Annotated in this window: 22 protein-coding genes and 1 riboswitch; of the genes, 12 read left to right on the forward strand and 10 right to left on the reverse strand. The window is 37.6% G+C overall.

The genetic code is table 11. The features are described 5' to 3' along the window. Positions 1-27 precede the first annotated feature (27 nt). The 4 genes from P1K33_RS12890 (at position 28) to P1K33_RS12905 (ending at position 3,823) form a co-directional block, all read left to right on the forward strand. Positions 28-924 (forward strand): MerR family transcriptional regulator, encoded by an 897-nt coding sequence (locus tag P1K33_RS12890; RefSeq protein WP_284653399.1) that lies wholly within the window; start codon positions 28-30, stop codon positions 922-924. Between the two features lie 49 nt (positions 925-973). Beyond that, the gene (gene crtID, locus P1K33_RS12895) at positions 974-2,434 is read left to right on the forward strand and encodes a bifunctional phytoene desaturase/3,4-desaturase (protein ID WP_284653400.1); all 1,461 of its coding nucleotides are present in this window, start codon (positions 974-976) and stop codon (positions 2,432-2,434) included. 100 nt (positions 2,435-2,534) lie between these two features. Continuing rightward, positions 2,535-3,374, forward strand: coding sequence for a phytoene/squalene synthase family protein (locus P1K33_RS12900; RefSeq protein ID WP_284653401.1), 840 nt, complete (start codon positions 2,535-2,537; stop codon positions 3,372-3,374). Between the two features lie 5 nt (positions 3,375-3,379). Continuing rightward, positions 3,380-3,823: a sterol desaturase family protein gene (locus P1K33_RS12905; protein WP_284653402.1), complete on the forward strand. Its 444-nt coding sequence runs from the start codon at positions 3,380-3,382 to the stop codon at positions 3,821-3,823. A 27-nt stretch (positions 3,824-3,850) separates the two neighbouring features. On the opposite strand, the gene P1K33_RS12910 is transcribed toward P1K33_RS12905, so the two are convergent. The 5 genes from P1K33_RS12910 to P1K33_RS12930 form a co-directional block, all read right to left on the reverse strand. Continuing rightward, positions 3,851-5,062 (reverse strand): carboxypeptidase-like regulatory domain-containing protein, encoded by a 1,212-nt coding sequence (locus tag P1K33_RS12910; RefSeq protein WP_284653403.1) that lies wholly within the window; start codon positions 5,060-5,062, stop codon positions 3,851-3,853. 135 nt (positions 5,063-5,197) lie between these two features. Continuing rightward, positions 5,198-5,779 (reverse strand): GFO_1091 family lipoprotein, encoded by a 582-nt coding sequence (locus tag P1K33_RS12915; RefSeq protein ID WP_284653404.1) that lies wholly within the window; start codon positions 5,777-5,779, stop codon positions 5,198-5,200. A 7-nt stretch (positions 5,780-5,786) separates the two neighbouring features. Continuing rightward, the gene (locus tag P1K33_RS12920; protein ID WP_284653405.1) at positions 5,787-6,335 is read right to left on the reverse strand and encodes a GFO_1090 family protein; all 549 of its coding nucleotides are present in this window, start codon (positions 6,333-6,335) and stop codon (positions 5,787-5,789) included. 15 nt (positions 6,336-6,350) lie between these two features. Beyond that, positions 6,351-6,791, reverse strand: coding sequence for a PG0215 family putative anti-sigma factor (locus P1K33_RS12925; RefSeq protein ID WP_284653406.1), 441 nt, complete (start codon positions 6,789-6,791; stop codon positions 6,351-6,353). Beyond that, positions 6,778-7,287, reverse strand: coding sequence for a GFO_1088 family ECF-type sigma factor (locus P1K33_RS12930; RefSeq protein ID WP_284653407.1), 510 nt, complete (start codon positions 7,285-7,287; stop codon positions 6,778-6,780). The genes P1K33_RS12925 and P1K33_RS12930 overlap by 14 nt, the downstream gene beginning before the upstream one ends. 120 nt (positions 7,288-7,407) lie before the next feature. Between P1K33_RS12930 and P1K33_RS12935 the strand changes: the two genes are divergently transcribed. Continuing rightward, the gene (locus tag P1K33_RS12935; protein WP_284653408.1) at positions 7,408-8,826 is read left to right on the forward strand and encodes a GFO_1087 family putative carboxy terminal peptidase; all 1,419 of its coding nucleotides are present in this window, start codon (positions 7,408-7,410) and stop codon (positions 8,824-8,826) included. A gap of 49 nt (positions 8,827-8,875) precedes the next feature. Continuing rightward, positions 8,876-10,060 carry a T9SS type A sorting domain-containing protein gene (locus P1K33_RS12940; protein ID WP_284653409.1) on the forward strand — a complete coding sequence of 395 codons (1,185 nt, stop codon included), beginning with the start codon at positions 8,876-8,878 and terminating at the stop codon, positions 10,058-10,060. Between the two features lie 59 nt (positions 10,061-10,119). Here P1K33_RS12940 and P1K33_RS12945 read toward each other — a convergent pair whose 3' ends face one another. Both P1K33_RS12945 and P1K33_RS12950 read right to left on the reverse strand, forming a co-directional pair. Continuing rightward, complete coding sequence (locus tag P1K33_RS12945) at positions 10,120-10,305, reverse strand: hypothetical protein (RefSeq protein WP_284653410.1); 186 nt, start codon at positions 10,303-10,305, stop codon at positions 10,120-10,122. A gap of 165 nt (positions 10,306-10,470) precedes the next feature. Next, a complete protein-coding gene (locus P1K33_RS12950; protein WP_284653411.1) occupies positions 10,471-12,423 on the reverse strand; it encodes a TonB-dependent receptor plug domain-containing protein in 1,953 nt (650 codons plus the stop codon). 82 nt (positions 12,424-12,505) lie between these two features. Continuing rightward, a riboswitch (cobalamin riboswitch) is annotated at positions 12,506-12,706 on the reverse strand. Positions 12,707-12,753: 47 nt separating this feature from the next. Between P1K33_RS12950 and P1K33_RS12955 the strand changes: the two genes are divergently transcribed. From P1K33_RS12955 to P1K33_RS12970, 4 genes are read left to right on the forward strand one after another with little or no spacing between them, the layout of a single operon-like run. Next, positions 12,754-13,890, forward strand: coding sequence for an ABC transporter substrate-binding protein (locus tag P1K33_RS12955; RefSeq protein WP_284653412.1), 1,137 nt, complete (start codon positions 12,754-12,756; stop codon positions 13,888-13,890). Position 13,891: 1 nt separating this feature from the next. Next, positions 13,892-14,923 carry an iron chelate uptake ABC transporter family permease subunit gene (locus tag P1K33_RS12960; protein WP_372508248.1) on the forward strand — a complete coding sequence of 344 codons (1,032 nt, stop codon included), beginning with the start codon at positions 13,892-13,894 and terminating at the stop codon, positions 14,921-14,923. Position 14,924: 1 nt separating this feature from the next. Beyond that, a complete protein-coding gene (locus P1K33_RS12965; protein ID WP_284653413.1) occupies positions 14,925-15,365 on the forward strand; it encodes a hypothetical protein in 441 nt (146 codons plus the stop codon). 1 nt (position 15,366) lies between these two features. Next, on the forward strand, positions 15,367-16,155 hold the full coding sequence (locus tag P1K33_RS12970; protein WP_284653414.1) for an ABC transporter ATP-binding protein: 789 nt from the start codon (positions 15,367-15,369) through the stop codon (positions 16,153-16,155). On the opposite strand, the gene P1K33_RS12975 is transcribed toward P1K33_RS12970, so the two are convergent. The 3 genes from P1K33_RS12975 to P1K33_RS12985 form a co-directional block, all read right to left on the reverse strand. Beyond that, entirely contained in the window at positions 16,142-16,594 is a 453-nt protein-coding gene (locus P1K33_RS12975) for a tRNA (cytidine(34)-2'-O)-methyltransferase (RefSeq protein ID WP_284653415.1), read from the reverse strand. The two genes, P1K33_RS12970 and P1K33_RS12975, sit on opposite strands and share 14 nt — an antisense overlap. A gap of 14 nt (positions 16,595-16,608) precedes the next feature. Then, the gene (locus tag P1K33_RS12980; RefSeq protein WP_284653416.1) at positions 16,609-17,181 is read right to left on the reverse strand and encodes a pseudouridine synthase; all 573 of its coding nucleotides are present in this window, start codon (positions 17,179-17,181) and stop codon (positions 16,609-16,611) included. A 72-nt stretch (positions 17,182-17,253) separates the two neighbouring features. Further along, complete coding sequence (locus tag P1K33_RS12985; protein WP_284653417.1) at positions 17,254-18,201, reverse strand: proline and serine-rich protein 1 family protein; 948 nt, start codon at positions 18,199-18,201, stop codon at positions 17,254-17,256. Positions 18,202-18,347: 146 nt separating this feature from the next. Between P1K33_RS12985 and P1K33_RS12990 the strand changes: the two genes are divergently transcribed. Beyond that, positions 18,348-19,670: a DNA recombination protein RmuC gene (locus tag P1K33_RS12990; RefSeq protein ID WP_284653418.1), complete on the forward strand. Its 1,323-nt coding sequence runs from the start codon at positions 18,348-18,350 to the stop codon at positions 19,668-19,670. Further along, the gene (locus P1K33_RS12995; protein WP_284653419.1) at positions 19,663-20,205 is read left to right on the forward strand and encodes an acyl-CoA thioesterase; all 543 of its coding nucleotides are present in this window, start codon (positions 19,663-19,665) and stop codon (positions 20,203-20,205) included. The genes P1K33_RS12990 and P1K33_RS12995 overlap by 8 nt, the downstream gene beginning before the upstream one ends. Positions 20,206-20,321: the final 116 nt, after the last annotated feature.

The raw sequence follows: 20,321 nt of genomic DNA on the forward strand, positions 1-20,321 counted from the left end.
ATTTTGTTTAACTAATTCATATAAAAGATGAACAACGTTAAGAGTGTCTTTAGCATAAAAGATTTGGAAAACCTTTCAGGAATTAAAGCGCATACCATTAGAATATGGGAGAAGAGATACAGCGTACTTGAACCTATGCGCACCGAAACCAATATTCGAATGTATGATTTAACCAACCTACAGAAGCTTTTAAACATTACACTATTACACAACTACGGTTATAAAATTTCAAAAATATCCAAACTTTCAACAGAAAGAATTCCGCAACTGGTCAACGAAATCATTTCTGAAAAAAGCGCCAAGCATCATGCGATAAGTTCGTTTAAAATGGCCATGATGAATTTTGATCAAACACTTTTCTTTTCCACTTATAATAAACTGCTTTCCGAAAAATCGTTTAGAGAGATTTTTTATGAAGTCTTTATCCCTTTAATCAACGAAATTGGGATGCTTTGGCAAACAGATACTATAACACCGGCGCACGAACATTTTATCTCTTACCTTATTAAACAAAAAATATTAACTAATACAGAACAAGTTCAAATAAAAGAACCAACGCGGTTAGACAGGGTTTTCGTCTTGTATCTTCCTATGAATGAAATTCATGAATTGGGATTGATGTATTTAAACTATGAGATTTTAAGCCTTGGCTACAAAACAGTCTATTTGGGAGAAAGCGTGCCGATTGAAAGCTTAAAAGACATGAAAAAGCACTTTGACAACATTACTTATATTTGTTACACAACGGTTGAGCCTAATAAATCCGAAATCAATAATTACATCAAAAATTTAAAACAGGAAATTCTTGAAGAATCATCGAATTTATACCTTATAGGGCGAATGATCGCAAATATAGATTCCAAATTAATTACCGAAAAAACCACTACATTTAATTCAATCAAAGAATTAGTGGATTATTTATAAGTTAAAAAATATTTTATTGTTTAACTTTTTTGTATTTTTGTTAAACAATATGAAAAAACAAATCAAAATAATCGGCTCCGGATTTTCCTCATTGGCTGCTTCGTGCTATTTAGCCCAGCAAGGACATGAGGTAACGGTCTATGAAAAAAATGCAACCATAGGCGGAAGAGCGCGCCAACTCAAAAAAGACGGATTTACTTTTGACATTGGCCCAACCTGGTATTGGATGCCCGATGTTTTTGAACGCTTTTTCTCAGACTTTGGCAAAAAACCTTCCGATTATTATGAGCTCATCAAACTTTCTCCGGCTTATCAGGTGTATTTTGGGGTAAAAGAGTTCATAACCATCGCCGATAATCTTCAGGAAATTATAGACACCTTTGAATCTGTTGAAAAAGGCAGCGGTCAAAAACTGAGGGCATTCATGAAAGAAGCACAAAGCAATTATGACATTGCCATCAAAGATTTGGTCTATCGCCCGGGAGTTTCTCCTTTAGAATTGGTCACTTTGGAAACTGCAAAAAAGGTCAATCAGTTTTTTGGCAACATCTCCAAAGACATCCGCAGACAATTTAACAACACTAAGCTAATCCAAATACTCGAATTTCCCGTACTTTTTCTTGGAGCCAAACCTTCAGACACGCCATCATTCTATAGTTTTATGAATTTTGCCGATTTTGGTTTGGGTACCTGGCATCCTAAAAACGGTATGTATAGCGTGATTTTAGCCATGGAAAAACTGGCTAAAGAGTTAGGCGTTGTCATTCATACCCAAGCGAACATTGAAAAAATTATAGTCGAAAACGGTATGGCCAAAGCAATCGTAGTGAATGGAAAAATAATAAATGGCGACATCATTTTGAGTGGCGCCGATTACCACCATTCGGAAACTTTACTGGACGAAAAATACAGAGCCTATTCTGAAAAGTATTGGGAGAAGAAAACTTTTGCACCTTCTTCGCTCCTATTCTATGTGGGTTTTGACAAGAAAATTGAGAATACAGAGCACCATTCTTTGTTCTTTGATGTTGATTTTGATACGCATGCCAGAGACATTTATGACAATCCGAAATGGCCCAGAAATCCTTTATTTTATGCCAGTTTCCCTTCAAAAACCGACACCAATGCGGCACCCGAAGGTAAAGAAGCCGGTATCTTTTTGATCCCGCTGGCTCCGGGTTTGGAAGACACCCCTGAACTAAGAAATCTGTATTTTGATAAAATAATCAATCGCTTTGAAAAACTGACGCAACAAACCGTAAAAGACAAGATTCTTTTTAAGGAATCCTTTTGCATCAATGATTTTATCAAAGACTATAATTCATATAAAGGGAATGCTTATGGGTTAGCCAATACCCTGATGCAAACCGCTTTTTTAAGACCCAAACTGAAAAGTAAGAAAGTCGGGAATCTCTATTTTACCGGACAATTAACCGTTCCGGGACCAGGCGTTCCACCTTCGCTTATTTCAGGAAAACTCGTTGCCGAACTCATTCAAAAAAATCTGTAATTCTATCTTTATGAAATGAGCATTGCAAAGTATACTAGAAATTTGAAAATGTTATATGCGAATTACATATGACCAATATAAAAACAATAAGCATCAGCATATGAAATCAATTTTTGACACCGTATCCTTCGATTGCAGCCGTAATGTGACTCAAGCCTACAGCACTTCATTTTCGGCTGCTGTTAAGATGTTGGCACCAAGCATCCGTCAGGACATTTATAATATTTATGGGTTTGTCCGCTTTGCTGACGAAATTGTAGATACCTTTCACGACTACGACAAAGAAGCTTTGTTTGAAATGTTTGAAAAGGATTTGGCCAGCGCTTTAGCCAATAAAATTAGTCTGAATCCGATATTAAATTCTTTCCAGCATACAGTTCACAAATATGGAATTCCGCAGACCATGATTGATGATTTCATGAAAAGCATGAAACTCGACCTGCATAAAACCGTTTATAAATCTTTTGAAGAATACAATGAGTATATTTATGGTTCTGCTGATGTTGTAGGCTTAATGTGTCTCAAAGTGTTTGTGAGAGGGGATGGCAATAAATTTCGTGAACTCGAAGAAGCAGCCATGCGATTGGGCTCAGCGTTTCAGAAAGTGAATTTTCTTCGCGATCTGAAAGCCGATTATGAAGATTTGAACCGAACGTATTTTCCGAATACCGATTTATCAAAACTGGATGAATGTTCTAAAGATGCTATTATCAAAGAAATTGAAGCCGATTTTCAGGCTGGATTTGAAGGCATTTTAAAATTACCTTTGGAAGCCAAATTTGGTGTTTATACAGCTTATGTGTATTACAAAAAGTTGTTATCCAAATTAAAAAAAACGCCTTCATTGGAAATCAAAAACACCAGAATCCGCGTACCTGATTATGAAAAATTGGGGCTTTTGGCCAAATGTTATGTCAATTACCGTTTGAACTTATTATAAATATCATGCTCCTACATATATTTGTTTTTATCGCTACGTTTTGCATCATGGAATTTATGGCTTGGTTCAGCCACAAATACATTATGCATGGCTTTCTCTGGAATTTACACGCCGATCACCATAAAAAAGACCACGATTCCTGGTTTGAACGCAATGACGCTTTTTTTATTTTTTATGCCGTAATCAGCATTGGTTTCTTTTTGCTTTGGCAAAATGACATACTCGAAATCGGATTGGCTATCGGATTAGGCATTTTCGCTTATGGTTTGGCTTATTTTACGGTTCATGATATTTTCATCCATCAACGTTTTAAATTGTTCCGAAATGCGAACAATCGCTACGCTAGAGCTGTGAGACGAGCCCATAAAATGCACCACAAACATTTGGGCAAAGAACACGGAGAATGCTTTGGAATGCTCGTTGTTCCGTTTAAATATTTTAAGAAATAAAAAGTCCCGATTGAATCGGGACTTTTTTTATGGTTGTGACTTTGCTTCTAAATCCCGAATGATTTTTTCTTCTTTATCAGTCAACAGTATCGCATTATTGTTTTTCCAGAACGGTGTGGTGAAATGGGTGCCAAACTCAAACAAAGATTTGCCTTCATACACTTTCTTTAAATCAAAACCGCTGGTGTCTTTGGTAAAATTAGTCACTACCATATCCATTTTCAATTCGATATTATCATCAAACTTGTTTTTCTTTTTGACATTGAACTTGAAACCAACCGAAAGATTACTCATCACATAACTCCCGTTACTCATCTTATAATTGGCTTTGACATCATTTTCCAAAATCGTGAATCGGAACAACAAAAGATTGATATCGTTGGCATACTTAATCTTTGCCGCATCTTTTTGAAATGAAACCGAATAAATCAAGTTAGTCTTTGGGTCATAGGTAACAAAACCTTTGAACAAATGCTCTTCAACACTATCAATCGGATTGAAATATAAGGTCATCATTTCATTTCCATCCCCATCTTTTTTTGATTTTAAAATAAACTCATACTTCTTAAAATCTTTGTTCTTGAGAATCGTTCTTTCCAAAAATCTGAAATTATCAACATTCCCGGGAAGCTCATCAATATTAAAAGCACTTTTAATATCATCAAAAACGCTTTCGTTCCCATCTTCTTCCATTTTGGGAATTTTATAAGCCCTTGCCTGCTTTACATTCAAATCGGAAACCAATTTTTTGTTGTGGTGGTTGAGCAAATAATCCAGTTCACCATCAGAGAACTTCGTAAATCGGTCATTAACCCTAACAAATTCACGGAAATAACTGTTCATTACAATCGGTGTGGTAAACTTTTCCTTGGAAGTCTCAATAATCAGTTCGAGCAAATCCTGCATGCCGCCTTTGACAATAATGACTTCCTCCAAATCATTGATTTTGGATTCCAGATAAAATTCATTATCCTTGATAGCGGTCAGGGCAATCTTAAAGTCTTTATAACCCATGGCTGATATTTTCAGCGTATCAGTTACTTTGGGCAGCACAAACTCAAAAGCACCTTCATCATTGGAAATGGTACTGAAATTACTTTTGAGCGTACCAATATTGGCTCCGGGAATTGGCAGCAGGTTGGTCAGGTCTTTCACAACACCTTTTACGGTAATGTTTTGTGCATAAGAGACATAGGTCGAACCTAATAAAAATAAGATAAGGAGTGATTTATATTTCATGGATTAAAGAGAATTAGAGATGTTTATTCGGATACAAATTAGTAAAAAATTGTAGTAAAAATGAGTCTTTTAAAATTATTAATAAAAAAAGCCCAGAACATTGTTCTGGGCTTTTCCAATTAACCTCAATAAATTTTATTTAATCAAACCTTCCAGGGGCTTTAGTTGTGCCATATCAATATTGGCAGTTTTCAGAATGGAAAGCATGTTCATGATATTATTCGGATTCATGTCATCGCCTAAGATTCGAACCACGGCAAAACCATTGTCTTCTTTTTTGGCAAATAAAATAAACTCATCTATGTTATCTTCATCACCCACGAAACTAATCGATGCGGCATCATTTCCTTCGCCAATTTTCATCAGTTGCTGGTATTCCTGTCTTTTTAATATTTTGGATACTTTCTGGCTCTCAACTTCGTATTGGGCAGCGTTTTTATCATCTTTTTTAAACGCCAGGATGTTCATTTTATCAAATGATTCCAAAGCGGTTTTTTGCTCAGGTGTCAATTTGGTTTTGTCCACATTGATGATACTCGGGGAAACGTCCAAAGCGACAAATTCTTTCTTTTCAGAATTCTCTACAAAATACTTTTGAAGGCTTGGTTCGTTATTACAACCCATCAATAACATTGAGGCCAATACGGCGATGAAAATGGTTGATTTACTCACAACTTTATTATTGTTTATTTTGTATTCGTGAATCTTCGATTTCATGGCGCTGTTATTTTGATCCTTTCGGCCCTTTTGGCCCTTTTGGCCCTTTTGAAGCTTTTTTCAAATCATCGCCACCAGGCAATTTCATTTTATCGGTCAAAACCGAAAGCTCATTCAGGTCGAAATCTCCGGTTAGTGACATCAAAACCGTCTCATCTTTTCCGCTGCCGTCAATAAACATCAACAACTCTTTAACCTGAGAATCAGACGAACCCGATTTCACATAGATTTTGACACTTTTTCCGCCTTCGTTAACACGCATCAGCTCTTCTAAAGCAGCCGTTTTCAAATATTTATCTGCTGTGGATTTCATTTCACCAGCCTTTAAATCACTGGTCGTAACAAACACCTTAAGGTTATCCAGTTTCTTTATAAGGTCAACGTATTGTTGCGTTTCCTTGTCTTCCACTTTCATTTTACTCAACAGCGAAAACATTTTCTTATTGACAATTACGGCCTTAATCTTCTCCTGATCTTCGAATTTATCGAAAACAGTCTGGGCAAAAATGCTGTTTGAAGCCAATACCAATACTATGCTTAAAATTAATTTCTTCATGATTTCTTTATTTTTTTATTTAAAAACTTTGTTTTTTGATTGTTCGTATTCATTAATATATTCCATACTTCCTAAGCCTTCATTTACGCTTTCTGAAATCAAAGCCAGGGCTTTTTGCGTTTCTCTGAACGCCACTTCAGGATCATCATACGTACCCAAATCTTCTGATTCAGTTGGTTGATTGAAAGTAAATAAAGCTACGCCAAGCATCACGACCACAGAAGCGGCAACCGATAACCAAACTACGCTTGAGCGTTTCTTAGTTTTTAATGGAATCGTTGCGGTAAACTGTTCCTGTTTTGCTTGAGTCGCAAAACCAAATATAGGCTTGTATTGCTCTAAAGGCGGAGCAACATGCTCTGAAGAAAAGTAGGCCTTTAACTCTTTCTCTTCGGCTATAGTGGTTTTTGCTTCGAAGTATTTTTCTAATAAATTTTCTATTCTATCCAATGCCATAATGATGTGTTTTTATCATGGTTTCTCTTATCGTTTTTCTTGCTCTTGACAAAGCCGTACGTATCGCAGGCTCATTCATATCTAATATCCTGCCTATTTCCTCAAATTCCATTTCTTCAATGTCGCGCATTTGAACAATCAGTTTTTGCTGTTCAGGCAGGTCGTTCATTATTTTTTCAACCCAATTCCAAGTGTCTCTGTCTTCTACTTTTTGTTGCAAACCCGCTTCCCTATCGGTAAAGTTGTTGTGCACAATTTTCATATTACTCGCACGCTTTGATTTCAATTGGTCCAAACAATAATTTTTGGTCATTGTCATTGCTACGGCTTCCACACTTTTATAGTCGTCTAAACTTTCGTTCTTATTCCACAATTTCACCAAAACTTCCTGCGTTGCATCTTCGGCTTCTTCCGTGCTCACGAGTAATCGCTTCGCCATTCGAAAGACTTTATCCTTAAAAGGATTCACCAATAGCATAAACTCTTTTTGGTTCATTGAAACAACGCATGGTTAGTGGTTATATGGTCAAGACGAGCCACAATTTTATTTGTTACAAACAAATTACAAATATTAATCTAAACTTAGTAAATTTACGTTTATTAAATAAAACCTGCTATGAAGAAATATGTATTAACCTCATTATTCCTATTGTTGCTTGTGCTTCCTTTTGGTTGTGAAGACAATGACGACAATCCGGTACCCAATAATCTTGTCATCAATGATTTTATCTGGAAAGGCATGAATTTATATTATCTGTGGCAAGCCGATGTTCCTAATTTAGCCAACAGCAAAGATGATAATCCAGGCCAGTATTATTCCTTTTTACAATCATATACCAATCCTGGAGATTTCTTTAATTCGCTCAGAACTGATGCGGCTACTGATAGATTTAGTGTGATTTACAGCGATTATGATGTACTCGAAGGCGTACTTTCGGGCAATACACTGAATAACGGAATGGATTTTGGCTTAAAGCATATCAATGCAACCACCGACATATTTGGTTGGGTGAGGTACATTATTCCCGGCTCAGACGCGGCAACCAAAGACATTCATCGTGGTGATGTTTTTTATGCTATTGATGGAATTCCGCTAAATGATAGTAATTATCGCGCATTGGTATTTGGCAGCAATGAAACCTATACCGTTAATTTGGCTGATTACAGTATTGACAGCAACGATTTTGTTACGATTACGCCAAACGGGCAATCGGTAACCTTAACCAAAACCGCTTTGGCAGAAAATCCTATTTTTTTAAATACCGTAATTACCCAAGGCACACACAATATTGGTTATTTGATGTACAATGGTTTTTACAGCAGTTATGATAGCCAACTGAACACTGCTTTTGGAAATTTTATTTCCCAAAACGTAACCGATTTGGTACTTGATTTACGTTATAATTCGGGTGGTTCTGTGACAACGGCAACCAAATTGGCCAGCATGATCACCGGACAATTTACCGGACAAACCTTTGCCAAACAACAATGGAATGCCAGAGCACAAGCTTATTTTCAGGAAAACAATCCTGGTTCGCTGGAAAATAAATTCGTTGGTGGATTAAATAGCCTGAACCTCAACAAAGTGTATATTTTAACCTCCAAAGCTTCGGCTTCTGCCAGTGAATTGGTAATCAATTGCCTGAAACCTTATGTGACTGTGGTACAAATTGGTGACGTAACAACCGGAAAAAATGTAGGTTCGGTGACTTTATATGACTCACCGACATTTGCCAAGCAAAATGTGAATCCGTCACACAAATATGCGATGCAGCCAATCGTTTTGAAAATAGTGAATAAAGATAATTTTGGCGATTATACCGCCGGAATCTTGCCAACTTTTTCATTACCGGAAAATCTGGATAATCTAGGTGTTTTGGGTAATGTTGACGAGCCGTTATTAAACGCAGCCATCAACCAAATCATCGCCAGCGGCAAACGACTACCGGAATTACCTAACATTATCCATCGTGACTTTACCGATGCCAAAGCGATTAACCCGCTGCGAAGCGAGATGTATGTGGATCATAAATAATATAAAAGACGCCTTTAGCAAATAAGTAAAAATTATAATTAGTTAAGAAATGAAAAAACTAAAAACAAAACTGTCTTTACTATTTTTTCTTTTTTGTTATGCATCATTTGCACAAGGCGAATTTGTTGTAGAAATCAACAGGGTAACCGGTGCCTATGCCAAGGTTGGTCCACAAATTCCAAACTTAAGTTGGGTTATGACCGATGAAAGTGGCTACATTGGAAATCAAGGTATCTATCTGATAACGGGTATTGGAAGTTCATTATATTCCGTTTCTGTTGATAACGGGGCTACTTTATATAATTGCTCTGCTCCAAACACTATGGGTTTTGAGTTTGACAATACTAACAACACTATGTATGCTATTAAATGGGGAACCACTAATAAAAGTCTTATCGCTTTAGATTATACAACCGGTACTACAACCTATTTAGGCAGTCCATTCTCTAATGAGAATGTGAATCAGGGAGACTATTATGCTTATGATCAAAATAATCACAGGTATATATTTTTTGACTATTCCGGTAGACTTTACTCTATAAACACTAGCACTGGGGCTGTTATATCAAATCCGACTTTAAATTCACCTCCGGGTTTCGGCATAAGAAATATGTCTTTTGACAATAGTACCGGAACCTTATATGCAATTATGAGAAATGAAAGTACTCAAAAAACTATTTTGGCTACCATCAATCCTGCCAATGGTAATGTTACAACATTGGGTCAAGAAACTTCAAACGGTCTTCCCAATGGTACCGGAACGATTGATGAAGCCAATCAATACTATATTTATTGTTACGGCTTTGGACCTGCAATACTCATCGTAACTCTTAATTTAATTGATGGCAGCCTGGTCAGCTCTGTCTTAATGGACTATGAGGATGTGAATGACAATTTCTATGGTTTAGAATTTGATAACAATTTAGGCAAACTTTATGCTATGCATTGGGACAATGAAATTATTCTAAGCAACACCTCACAACAATCACAACAATTTAAAGGAATATACCCTAATCCTATCAGTGACTATGGCCTATTAGAAATCCCGCAGTCGTATAGTAGCGAACTTAAATTATCTATATACAATTCATTGGGTACATTAGTTCGAACACAAGAAAATATCAATGCAAGTACCATCAGAATAGACAAAGAAGACTTATCACAAGGCATCTATTTTTATAATCTGATGCATCAGGGAAAATCCATAAACAACGGGAAATTTATAATTAAATAAATTTCTAAGTTCCCAATCAAAAATACCGTTTTTAAGCATTTCTAGCAGCTAAAAACGATTTATCTATTCCCTGTGAAACTGTGTGACGTTCCTCTTGGAGCTTTACCGTTACCATTTGTGGCGCCATTGGTTCCAGTTCTGTCAGAAGCGGTTCCATGATTGGCATAATAGCTTGATCCGCATGAAAACAACAACAATACTGTAAATGCCAATAAAGCTGAACGAAGGTTGAATAAATTTTTCATAATCAATTATTTTTAAGCGTTATAAATTTACTTTCTTCTAAATACTTAATCCTTACAAGTTTACGTTTTAATGTTATACAATTTTTAGGTCCAATTAAGTGCATAAAAAAGGCCAACCTCTCGGTTGGCCTTTTTACCACAATTATAAAAACTATGTTTAACCAATTAAAAAACAAAGTTTAACCCCAGCTTGAAATTTCTTCCTCGGGTAGAGTAACCGATATTTTCAACGAATTCCTCGTTTAATATATTTGTCGCTGCGCCAAAAACACTCAATCGGTTCTTAACCAATTCATATTTTACCAAAGCATTTACCAATTGGTAGGAATCCAATTTTACAAAAGTCGTAGCAAAGGTGTTTCCATCAAAAAAAGCATCGTTTCTCGCGTCAAAATACTGGTAGTTCGCATTCAAAAACAATCTATCTGTAGCCTGAAAATCAATTCCTGCATTTACCTTGTGCTTTGGAATCAAACGGTCTAAAGCTTCATCAACTTCCGTAAAGGTATAGTTTGCATTCAATTTTACTTTTGAAGTCAAATCAAAAGCCAAGGTAGTTTCAACACCTTTTGCTTTGTTTTCTCCGTCAACATTTACGTAATAAGCTTCGAAGGTGTTTGGATCAAAAAAGAAGTCAAATGAATTGGTTTCGTCACGATAAAAGGCCATTGCGCTTAATCTTAATTTTTTATCCAACAATTGGGTTTCAAAACCAGCTTCAATGGTCGTGTTTTTCTCCGGTGTTAACTTCGTATTGCCATACTCAGAGTACAATTGGTACAAACTCGGCGTGATATAAGCTGTGCTGTAAGAAGCCAATAATTTGAAAGGAATATTGGTACCGAAATTAAATGACGGATTGAAATTGCACACAAAATTATTCCCATACGCACTGTGATTGTTTAATCTGGCACCGGCATTGATATTCAAACCAAAGTCGAAATTATATACCAATGTAGTATAACCGTCAGCGATGTTGAACTTGGCCGCTTTGTTATCCAAATTGCCATAAGGCGAGCCATTCATCATATCATTAAACTGATATGTAGCACCCAAAATCACCGAGAAATCTTTGTTCACATTGTATTTGTTCACACCGTCAACAACCACATTTCTTGATTCATATAAGAAATAATCGGTTTCGGTGGTGAAAGTATTGTATTCGCTGTAATCACGTATGATTTTGGTAAAACCCGAATTCAGGATGAATTCTCCTTTGTTATACTTGTACTTTGGAGAGAATCCGAAACGGAACTGTTCTGAAGTAGTCGTATTGACATCGGTATCATAAAAACCGGTATTGTCAAAACTCAAATCGTACCCATTTTTCAATCGGTCATAGTTAGCAAAGAAATCTAATGTTAGCTGTTGTGTCGCTTTGAAACCCAATTTGGCTATCGCGTTTTGTCTCGAAAAGCTATCGGTTTCATAATTGTCATTTGGATTTGCCGGAGCAATTTGGGAGATGTTTCCGGTTTCCGTACTGTTGAAACCTGCAAAGAAATTCACTTTTTTGTAGTTTCCGTTGACCGAAATCCCTTGGTTGAAATCCTGTCCGTTATACTTTTCATCGTCAGCAGTATTATTAGAACCAATGTTGATGTAGGCATTTCCCTGAATGGTTTTTTTCGACGCTTTTTTCAAGGTAATATTGATGACACCGGTTGCCGCACCTGTACCATATAATGTACTCGCCGCACCTTTCATTACCTCGATTCTTTCCACTTGTTCCACCGGAAGCAAACGCAGGTCATATTCCAAACTAATCCCAGAAGCATCGGTTACCGGGATACCGTCAATCAATATTAAAACCTGTCTGTTTTTACCACCACGGATGTAATACCCCAAGTTTTTTCCGTTGGCCGATTGATTCCCGTTGATTTCAACACCGGCAACCTGAGATAAAACGGTGGCCAAACTCTGCCCCGATTTTTTTTCTAAATCCTTAGCCGAAATCACTTCGATTACTTTTCCTGATTTTTCTTGGCGCTGCGCAAATTTGGTATCGGAAATGACCACTTCTTTCAATGGATTCACTTTGGTGGAATCCTGTTCCTGTGCATAGGCACAAGTAGTCAGCAAAGCCAAAATAGCTGCTGCTCTAACTGTTTTTTTCATTTTTTTAATTCAACAATAATTTGATAATCTTGGGAGAAAAGCATAGAATTTACCCATACCCAAACCTTTTGTCCCGAAAGTTTGTTACTCGATGAAATAGGCAGGTCTCCTGGCTTGCGTCTTGTTGTTTACCTTCTCATTCCGGCTTATCGGAACAATGGTGTTGTAGATAACAACAAGCTTGATAGCTTACAGTTGCGGGAACAGCTTTGGATTTAAACCAAATTCCCTTTTAATGCGATTTTGAAAAACAGAAATCGCAACCTTAATTCGGGTGCAAAGGTAAAGTATAAATTAAAAACAAAACAATACTTTTGCAAAAACAATTTGATGAAATCCTTTTACAACACCCTGCTGCTCGCTTTTGTTTCTTTGTTATTCGTACAATGCAAAACCGAAACCAATTCAGCTCCAACTGCTAGCGCTGAAAACACAGTTCAGTATGCTAAAGGTTTTACCATTCAAAATTATGATGGCTATTCAGTCATAACCGTTCAAAATCCTTGGCCAAAAGCCACCAAAACTTATAAATACATCCTCAAAGAAAAAGACGGAATCGTTCCCGATAGCTTACAACAAAACACGATTATAGAAGTTCCGGTTAAAAGAGTTGTCGTGACCTCTACTACACATATTCCGTCATTGGAAATACTGGATAAAGAAAACACTTTAGTTGGCTTTCCGCACCTGGATTATATTTCATCTGAAAAAGTCAGAGCCCGAATTGAGGCCGGAAAAGTCAAAGAACTGGGAATGAATCAAAGCCTTAACACCGAAGTCATCCTCAATCTGAAACCCGACGTGATTATCGGTTATGGCATAGACAACAACAACCCAACTTTGGACAACTTACAAAAAAGCGGTCTGAAAGTCATGCTGAACGGCGACTGGAATGAAGAAACGCCACTGGGTAAAGCCGAATGGGTAAAGTTTTTTGGCGCGTTATACGGCAAACAAAAAGAAGCCAACGAAATCTTTACCAAAATTGAGAAAGACTATCTGAATACGATTAAAATTGTCAAAAACGCTACCGCTTCGCCTACAGTTTTAGCCGGAGATATGTTTGAAGGTCGTTGGTATCTGCCAAAAGGAACAAGTTGGGGAAGTTTAATGCTAAAAGAAGCCAAAGGCAATTATCTATGGGCTGAAACGACCGGAACCGGAAGTTTGTCTTTGTCGTTTGAATCCGTATTTGAAAAGGCACAGAATGCTGACATCTGGATTACATCAGGACAGTTTTCTTCCTTAAAGGAAATGACAGACATGAATCCGCATTATGAACAGTTTAAGGCATTCACTAATAAAAACGTATATTCGTTCAGCGGAAAAAAAGGAAAAACCGGTGGCATTTTATATTATGAATTGGCGCCCAACAGACCAGATATCGTTTTGAAAGACATTGTCAAAATTTTACATCCGGAATTGTTACCGGGTTACAAACCTTTCTTTTTTGAGAAATTGAAATAATTTGAAAACCAACAGTCGAAATACTTTACTCTTTACCCTTTTGTCATTGACCTTCTTGGCGGCATTGCTCCTGAACATTTCTTTTGGTCAGGTTGCGATTCCGGTGAAGGAAGTCTTTAAAAGTTTGATTGGCAGTCAGGCCGAAAAAGAAACCTGGGACTATATTATTGTGAATTTTAGATTACCCAAAGCGATTACGGCTACCCTGGTTGGTATTGGCCTTTCCATCAGCGGTTTATTGATGCAGACTTTATTCAGAAATCCATTGGCCGGACCGTATGTTCTCGGATTGAGCTCCGGTTCGAGTTTGGGTGTCGCTTTTGTCATACTAGGCGCGGGATTATTGCCTGCGGTTTTTTCACAGTTTTTATTGTCTTCTTATGGCATCATCTTAGCTTCCTGCATCGGAAGTTTATTGGTCTTGCTGATGATATTAATTGTCTCCCAGCGTTTGCGCGATACCATGTCGATATTAATTGTCGGATTGATGTTTAGCAGTTTTACCGGAGCGATTGTGAGTGTGTTTAGTTATTTCAGTACGGCCGAACAATTACAGAAATACACCTTTTGGTCGATGGGAAACATTGGGAATTTATCCTGGCAGAATATTACTTTGCTGGCGATTTCAGTGATTATTGGGTTGCTTTTGAGTTTGCTCACCTTAAAACCTTTGGATGCTTTATTGTTGGGCGAAAACTATGCTAAAAGCATGGGATTGAATATCAAAAAAGCACGTTATACTATCATATTTGCGACGAGTATTTTAGCCGGAAGCATTACGGCATTTGCCGGTCCGATTGCCTTTGTTGGTTTAGCGGTGCCGCATTTGGCCAAATTGATTTTTCAAACGAGTAATCATAGAACTTTATTCACAAGTACTATACTAATCGGCGCCATAATTATGTTATTTTGTGATACGGTTTCGCAAATGCCGGGCTTTGATTTTACCTTACCTATTAACGCCATCACCTCTATCATCGGTGCACCGGTGGTGATTTGGCTTATTGTAAATCGAAAAAAAACAATGATGTAAAATGAAAAGATTGATTTCAAAAATAATCTCCTTAACGTGTTTGGCACTATTGTTTACCTTTTCCGGCTGTGCTGAATTGACCGATTGCATCATCAGTGCCAAACCACAGTTGCCAACAAAAACCTTACACATCGGACAGGTTGGCATTCCGTATAGTGAATACATCAAGGCTTCGGTGAGGCATGATAGCAATGACGACTATTATGACTATGATTTTAACATAGATGGAAGTGTGCCGCCAGGAATCATCTATCAATTTCACGACAGAAGGATTCTTTTTTCCGGAACACCAACTATTCCCGGCTCTTATACTTTCAGGGTACATTTGACTATTAGTTATGATGATGGTGCTTATGAAGGTAGCGGACTTTTTGATGACAGTAATACCATCTGCTTTGGAAATGATAACACTCAGAAAACGTATACCATAATTGTTCAATAATTTGAAGGATAACAAAATCATATTGACCACGACCAGTTTGAGCATTGGATACCATTCCAAAAAGAAACACCATGTCATTGCTGAAAATCTAAATTTGAATTTGGCTGCCGGACAATTGATTTCACTGGTTGGTGCCAACGGTATTGGAAAATCCACGTTGTTGCGAACCATCACCGGAATTCAGAAACCCTTAAAAGGTGCCGTTTTTCTCAATGAAAAGAACATCCATGATTTCAATGCTTTAGCATTGGCACAGCATTTAAGCTTGGTGCTGACTGAAAAATTACCGCAAAGTAATCTAACCGTTTTTGAACTCATCGCTTTGGGAAGACAACCTTACACCAACTGGCTGGGCAATCTTTCGGGTGAAGACCATGAGAAAATCAGCCAGGCAATTGCGTTGACACATATCGAACATTTGATTGATAAAAAGCATCATGAAATCAGTGATGGGCAATTACAAATTGTACTTATCGCCAGGGCTTTGGCACAAGACACGCCGCTGATTATTTTGGATGAACCCACAACGCATTTGGATTTATTCCACAAGGTTTCGGTTTTTAAACTATTGAAGAAACTATCCCAGGAAACGGGAAAATGTATTTTGTTTTCGACACACGATATTGATTTGGCGATTCAATTAAGCGATGAAATGATTGTAATGACCGAGGGGAATTTGGTACAAGACCAACCTTGCAATCTCATTACAAAAGGCGTTTTCAGTTCGCTTTTCAAAGACGATTCCATCACTTTTGATAGTGACAAAGGGAAGTTTATTATTTCAAACTAATTTGCCTTTTCGCTTCGCCAACGACAAACGCCACCGAATTGGCAATATTATAACTGCGGATTAAATTGGACATCGGTATGGTCAGATGATTTTCAAATTGGGCTAAAACTTCTTGACTCAAACCCACGCTTTCTTTCCCAAAAACCAACCAATCCTCATCCTGAAATTCAGCTTCGTAAATTGATTTAGTGGCGTGTGAACTCATTAGAAACACTCTGGATTTGTCTTTGATTTGGGTCACCCATTCGGCCACGTTTTGGTATTCTTTGACTTCCAAATGCACCCAATAATCCAAACCCGAACGCTTCAGATTCTTATCATTGATTTCAAACCCAAACGGATGGATCAAATGCAAACGGCTTTGCGTTCCGACACTGAGACGGCCAATGTTTCCGGTGTTGTTTGGGATTTCGGGTTCGACAAGAACGATGTTGAGCATATTCGTTAATTTGGTTATTTGGTTATTTGAAAATGAGAGACTTCTAAAACCTCACCGGCTTTCAGGTTTTGCAAATGTAAGTTTCCAACGCGGATTCTCACCAACCGAAGTGTCGGAAATCCAACCGCTGCGGTCATTTTTCGCACCTGACGGAATTTGCCTTCGGTTAGTGTAATGGAAACCCAACTCGTTGGTCCGTGGCGTTCATCGCGGATTCTTCTGCCTTCGCCAATGGAATCGGGCAATTCGGTTATGATTTTGGCTTCACAATTTTTGGTCGTATACCGAATGCCCTTGAAACCAATTTCGACACCTGCTTTTAGTTGTTCAACCGCTTCCTGGGTAATCAATCCATCGACCTGGGCATAATATTCTTTCTCGATGGTTTGGCTTCTTACTATTTCGCTCATCATGCCATCGGTAGTCAATAACAATAAGCCTTCCGAATCTTCATCCAAACGACCAATGGCCATAGTGCCTTCGGGAAAATCATAGAGTTCGCCAAGCAACTTTTTGTGACGCTTCTTCTCATAGATGAATTGGCTCAAATACCCGTGTGGTTTGTGAATTAAGAAATGTTGGTGCATAAAGCGGATTTTGGCAAAAATAAAAAAGACCATCCGAAAAGGACAGTCTTTCTTGATTATATTCAAAAAATATTATTGTCTGCTTTGAACGTAATCTGACAATTCATCCACATTACTGCTAAAATTAAAGATTCCGTTGAGCTTGAAATAATTTTTTGGTTCGTTACAATAGTCATAAGCATATTTGGCAAATTCCAATTTGTTGTCCTCAAAACTAAAAGTGTTGGTAATTTGAATGATTTGGTCCACATTCAAACAATTGGCTGTGATTACCTGTTTCGCTGTTTTTAATCGGGTGTCTTCAAAACTTTGCTTTTTAATCGTTGCCATTGCCGTATTGAAATTAGCCGAAGTCATGCCGCTTCTTCCACCGCAACCTCTAACAGGTTCGTGATAATCGGTATGGTGGGTTGTTCCACCAACGTTAGTAGTCGTCGTTGTGGTGGTTTGGGTAACTGTTCCTCCGCCCATTGAATCATTGATGGTCACACCCATATTAACGCCACCAACATTGACGCCTACGCCAACCGCAACACCATCTGTTTGAGTGGTTGTAGTTGTAGTCGTTTGAGAAACTCCGGTAGTTTGTTGTACTGCTACAGGTCTTGGTTGTCCGTAATGAATGATGTGCACATTGGAAGCCGGAATAAAGTCGGGCTGCACTGGGATTGACGAGAAATAGTTGAACTTCATTTTCGTCTTGTTGTTTTTGTCCCGCTTAATTTTATAAGTCACATCGGCAAAAATGCCATCGACATCGGTTAACATCAAATTATTTTTAGAAATGTCTGCCAAGGTTTTGTCTTCAAATTTGATTTTGGCATTGTAATAAGGTTGGTTCAAATCCTCTACTCTCAAATTGGTTTGCGGAGTATCATTAATAACTTCTCCGTTGAGAATTAAAGTAAATTTATCTCCGTCTTCAGAGAAAATGGTTAGATGTCCTACCGCTCCATTTCGTTGGGCAAATGACAGTGAGGAAACCAGTAATAGCGCTAATAGAGTAATTTTTCTTATCATAACTAATAATTTAAATAGGGTTATTATATTGTAGTTTATTTAATTTTGCTCATTTCAAAAACGATGCCAATTTAAAAACATTTTTCAAAAGTCACCTCTTATTTAAGTTAAATCTGTGTATATTTAGACTCTTATTTTTAGAATTTATGAACGACAGTTTAATGATTATAATAGCCTTTATTTTAGCCTTAGCCATTGGAATTTTCCTTGGCAAAACATTGTTCGCCGCCAAATCACAATCTGATAAAGCTTCGCTGGAAGAAAAAATAAACGGTTTGCTGCAACAAATTGAGCAAATCAAAAATCAGCTGAATCAAACGGTTCAGGAACGCGAAAACATCCGTACCGAAAAAGAAGCTTTGGCCATCCAATTGTCGAAAAAAGAAGTCGATTTTGAGAATCTTTGGGAACGCAACAAAGAACAAAAAGAGGAAGTCGAAAAATTACAAGAGAAGTTTACCAAAGAATTTGAAAATTTGGCCAACAAAATCCTCGAAGAAAAAACAGTCAAGTTTACCGAACAAAACAAGGAAAACCTCAAAAACATACTCGTTCCCTTAAATGAGAGAATCCAACTTTTCGAAAAGAAAGTCGAAGACACTCACAAGGAAAGCATTGATTATCATGCAGCGCTACGCCAACAAATATTGGGCTTGCGCGAAATGAACGAACAGATGAGCAAAGAAACTTTGAACCTGACGAAAGCGTTGAAAGGCGACAGCAAAATGCAGGGCAATTGGGGCGAATTGATTTTGGAGCGTGTACTGGAAAAATCGGGCTTGGAAAAAGGCCGTGAATATGAAGTACAGCAAAGTTTCACCACCGAAGACGGCAACCGAGTGTTTCCCGATGTGGTGATTAATTTACCCGATGGCAAGAAAATGGTGGTCGATTCTAAAGTGACTCTGACCGCTTACGAACGCTATGTCAATGCCGAAGATGATGCTGAAAAAGCACAATTCCTGAAAGAACATGTTATTTCCATCCGAAGACACGTGGACCAATTGAGCGAAAAGAATTACCAGGATTTGTACCAAATGGAAAGCCCTGATTTTGTATTGCTGTTTATCCCGATTGAATCGGCATTTGCGTTGGCATTGAATGAAGACACAACCCTGTACAACAAGGCTTTTGAAAAGAATATTGTCATTGTAACGCCATCAACTTTATTAGCAACATTGCGCACCATTGACAGCATGTGGACAAACCAAAAGCAACAGGAAAATGCTTTGGAAATTGCCAGACAAGCCGGTGCTTTATATGATAAATTTGAAGGTTTTGTGGCTGATTTGGTCAAAATTGGGAAGAAAATGGACGAAGCCAAAATGGAATACCAAGGTGCCATGAACAAATTGGTTGATGGTAAAGGAAACTTGGTCAACAGCGTAGAAAAATTGAAAAAAATGGGTGCCAAAGCCAAGAAAGCCTTACCAGAAAATATCCTAACGCGAGCCGAAAAAGATGAATAGCGAATTCAAAACAGTAGATTCTTCCAAGATTACCATATCCGAATTGATGCTGCCTTCTCACACTAATTTCAGCGGTAAAATTCACGGTGGTTATATTTTGTCATTGCTCGATCAGATTGCGTTTGCTTGTGCTTCCAAATTCTCAGGTCATTATTGCGTCACGGCTTCGGTGGACACCGTTGATTTCCTCAACCCGATTGAAGTTGGTGAACTGGTTACCATGAAAGCCAGCGTGAATTATGTCGGTAAAAGTTCGATGATCATTGGCATTCGTGTAGAAGCTGAAAACATACAAACCGGCGCAGTGAAACATTGCAATTCCAGTTATTTTACGATGGTTGCCAAAGATGAAGCAGGAAATAACATTCAGGTTCCGGGATTAATTTTGGCCAATGATGAAGAAATAAGACGTTTCTGTAATTGCATCAAATTAATTTCACTTAAAAAAGACAAAAATCAGCACGAGGAAATTTTTGATTACAAATCAGAAGAATCCATAGAAAAGCTGAAAACTTACCATGTGAAGTTGTTATAATTTTATAACAAAATCTAAACTATTCGTATTGAAATCAAAATATTTTTAGTGGTAAATAGATAATTAATAGGATATTATAAAAAAATCATTATTTTTGGTTGCCATTAACAAAAAAT

The organism is Flavobacterium terrisoli (assembly GCF_030167905.1).
GTDB lineage: Bacteria > Bacteroidota > Bacteroidia > Flavobacteriales > Flavobacteriaceae > Flavobacterium > Flavobacterium terrisoli.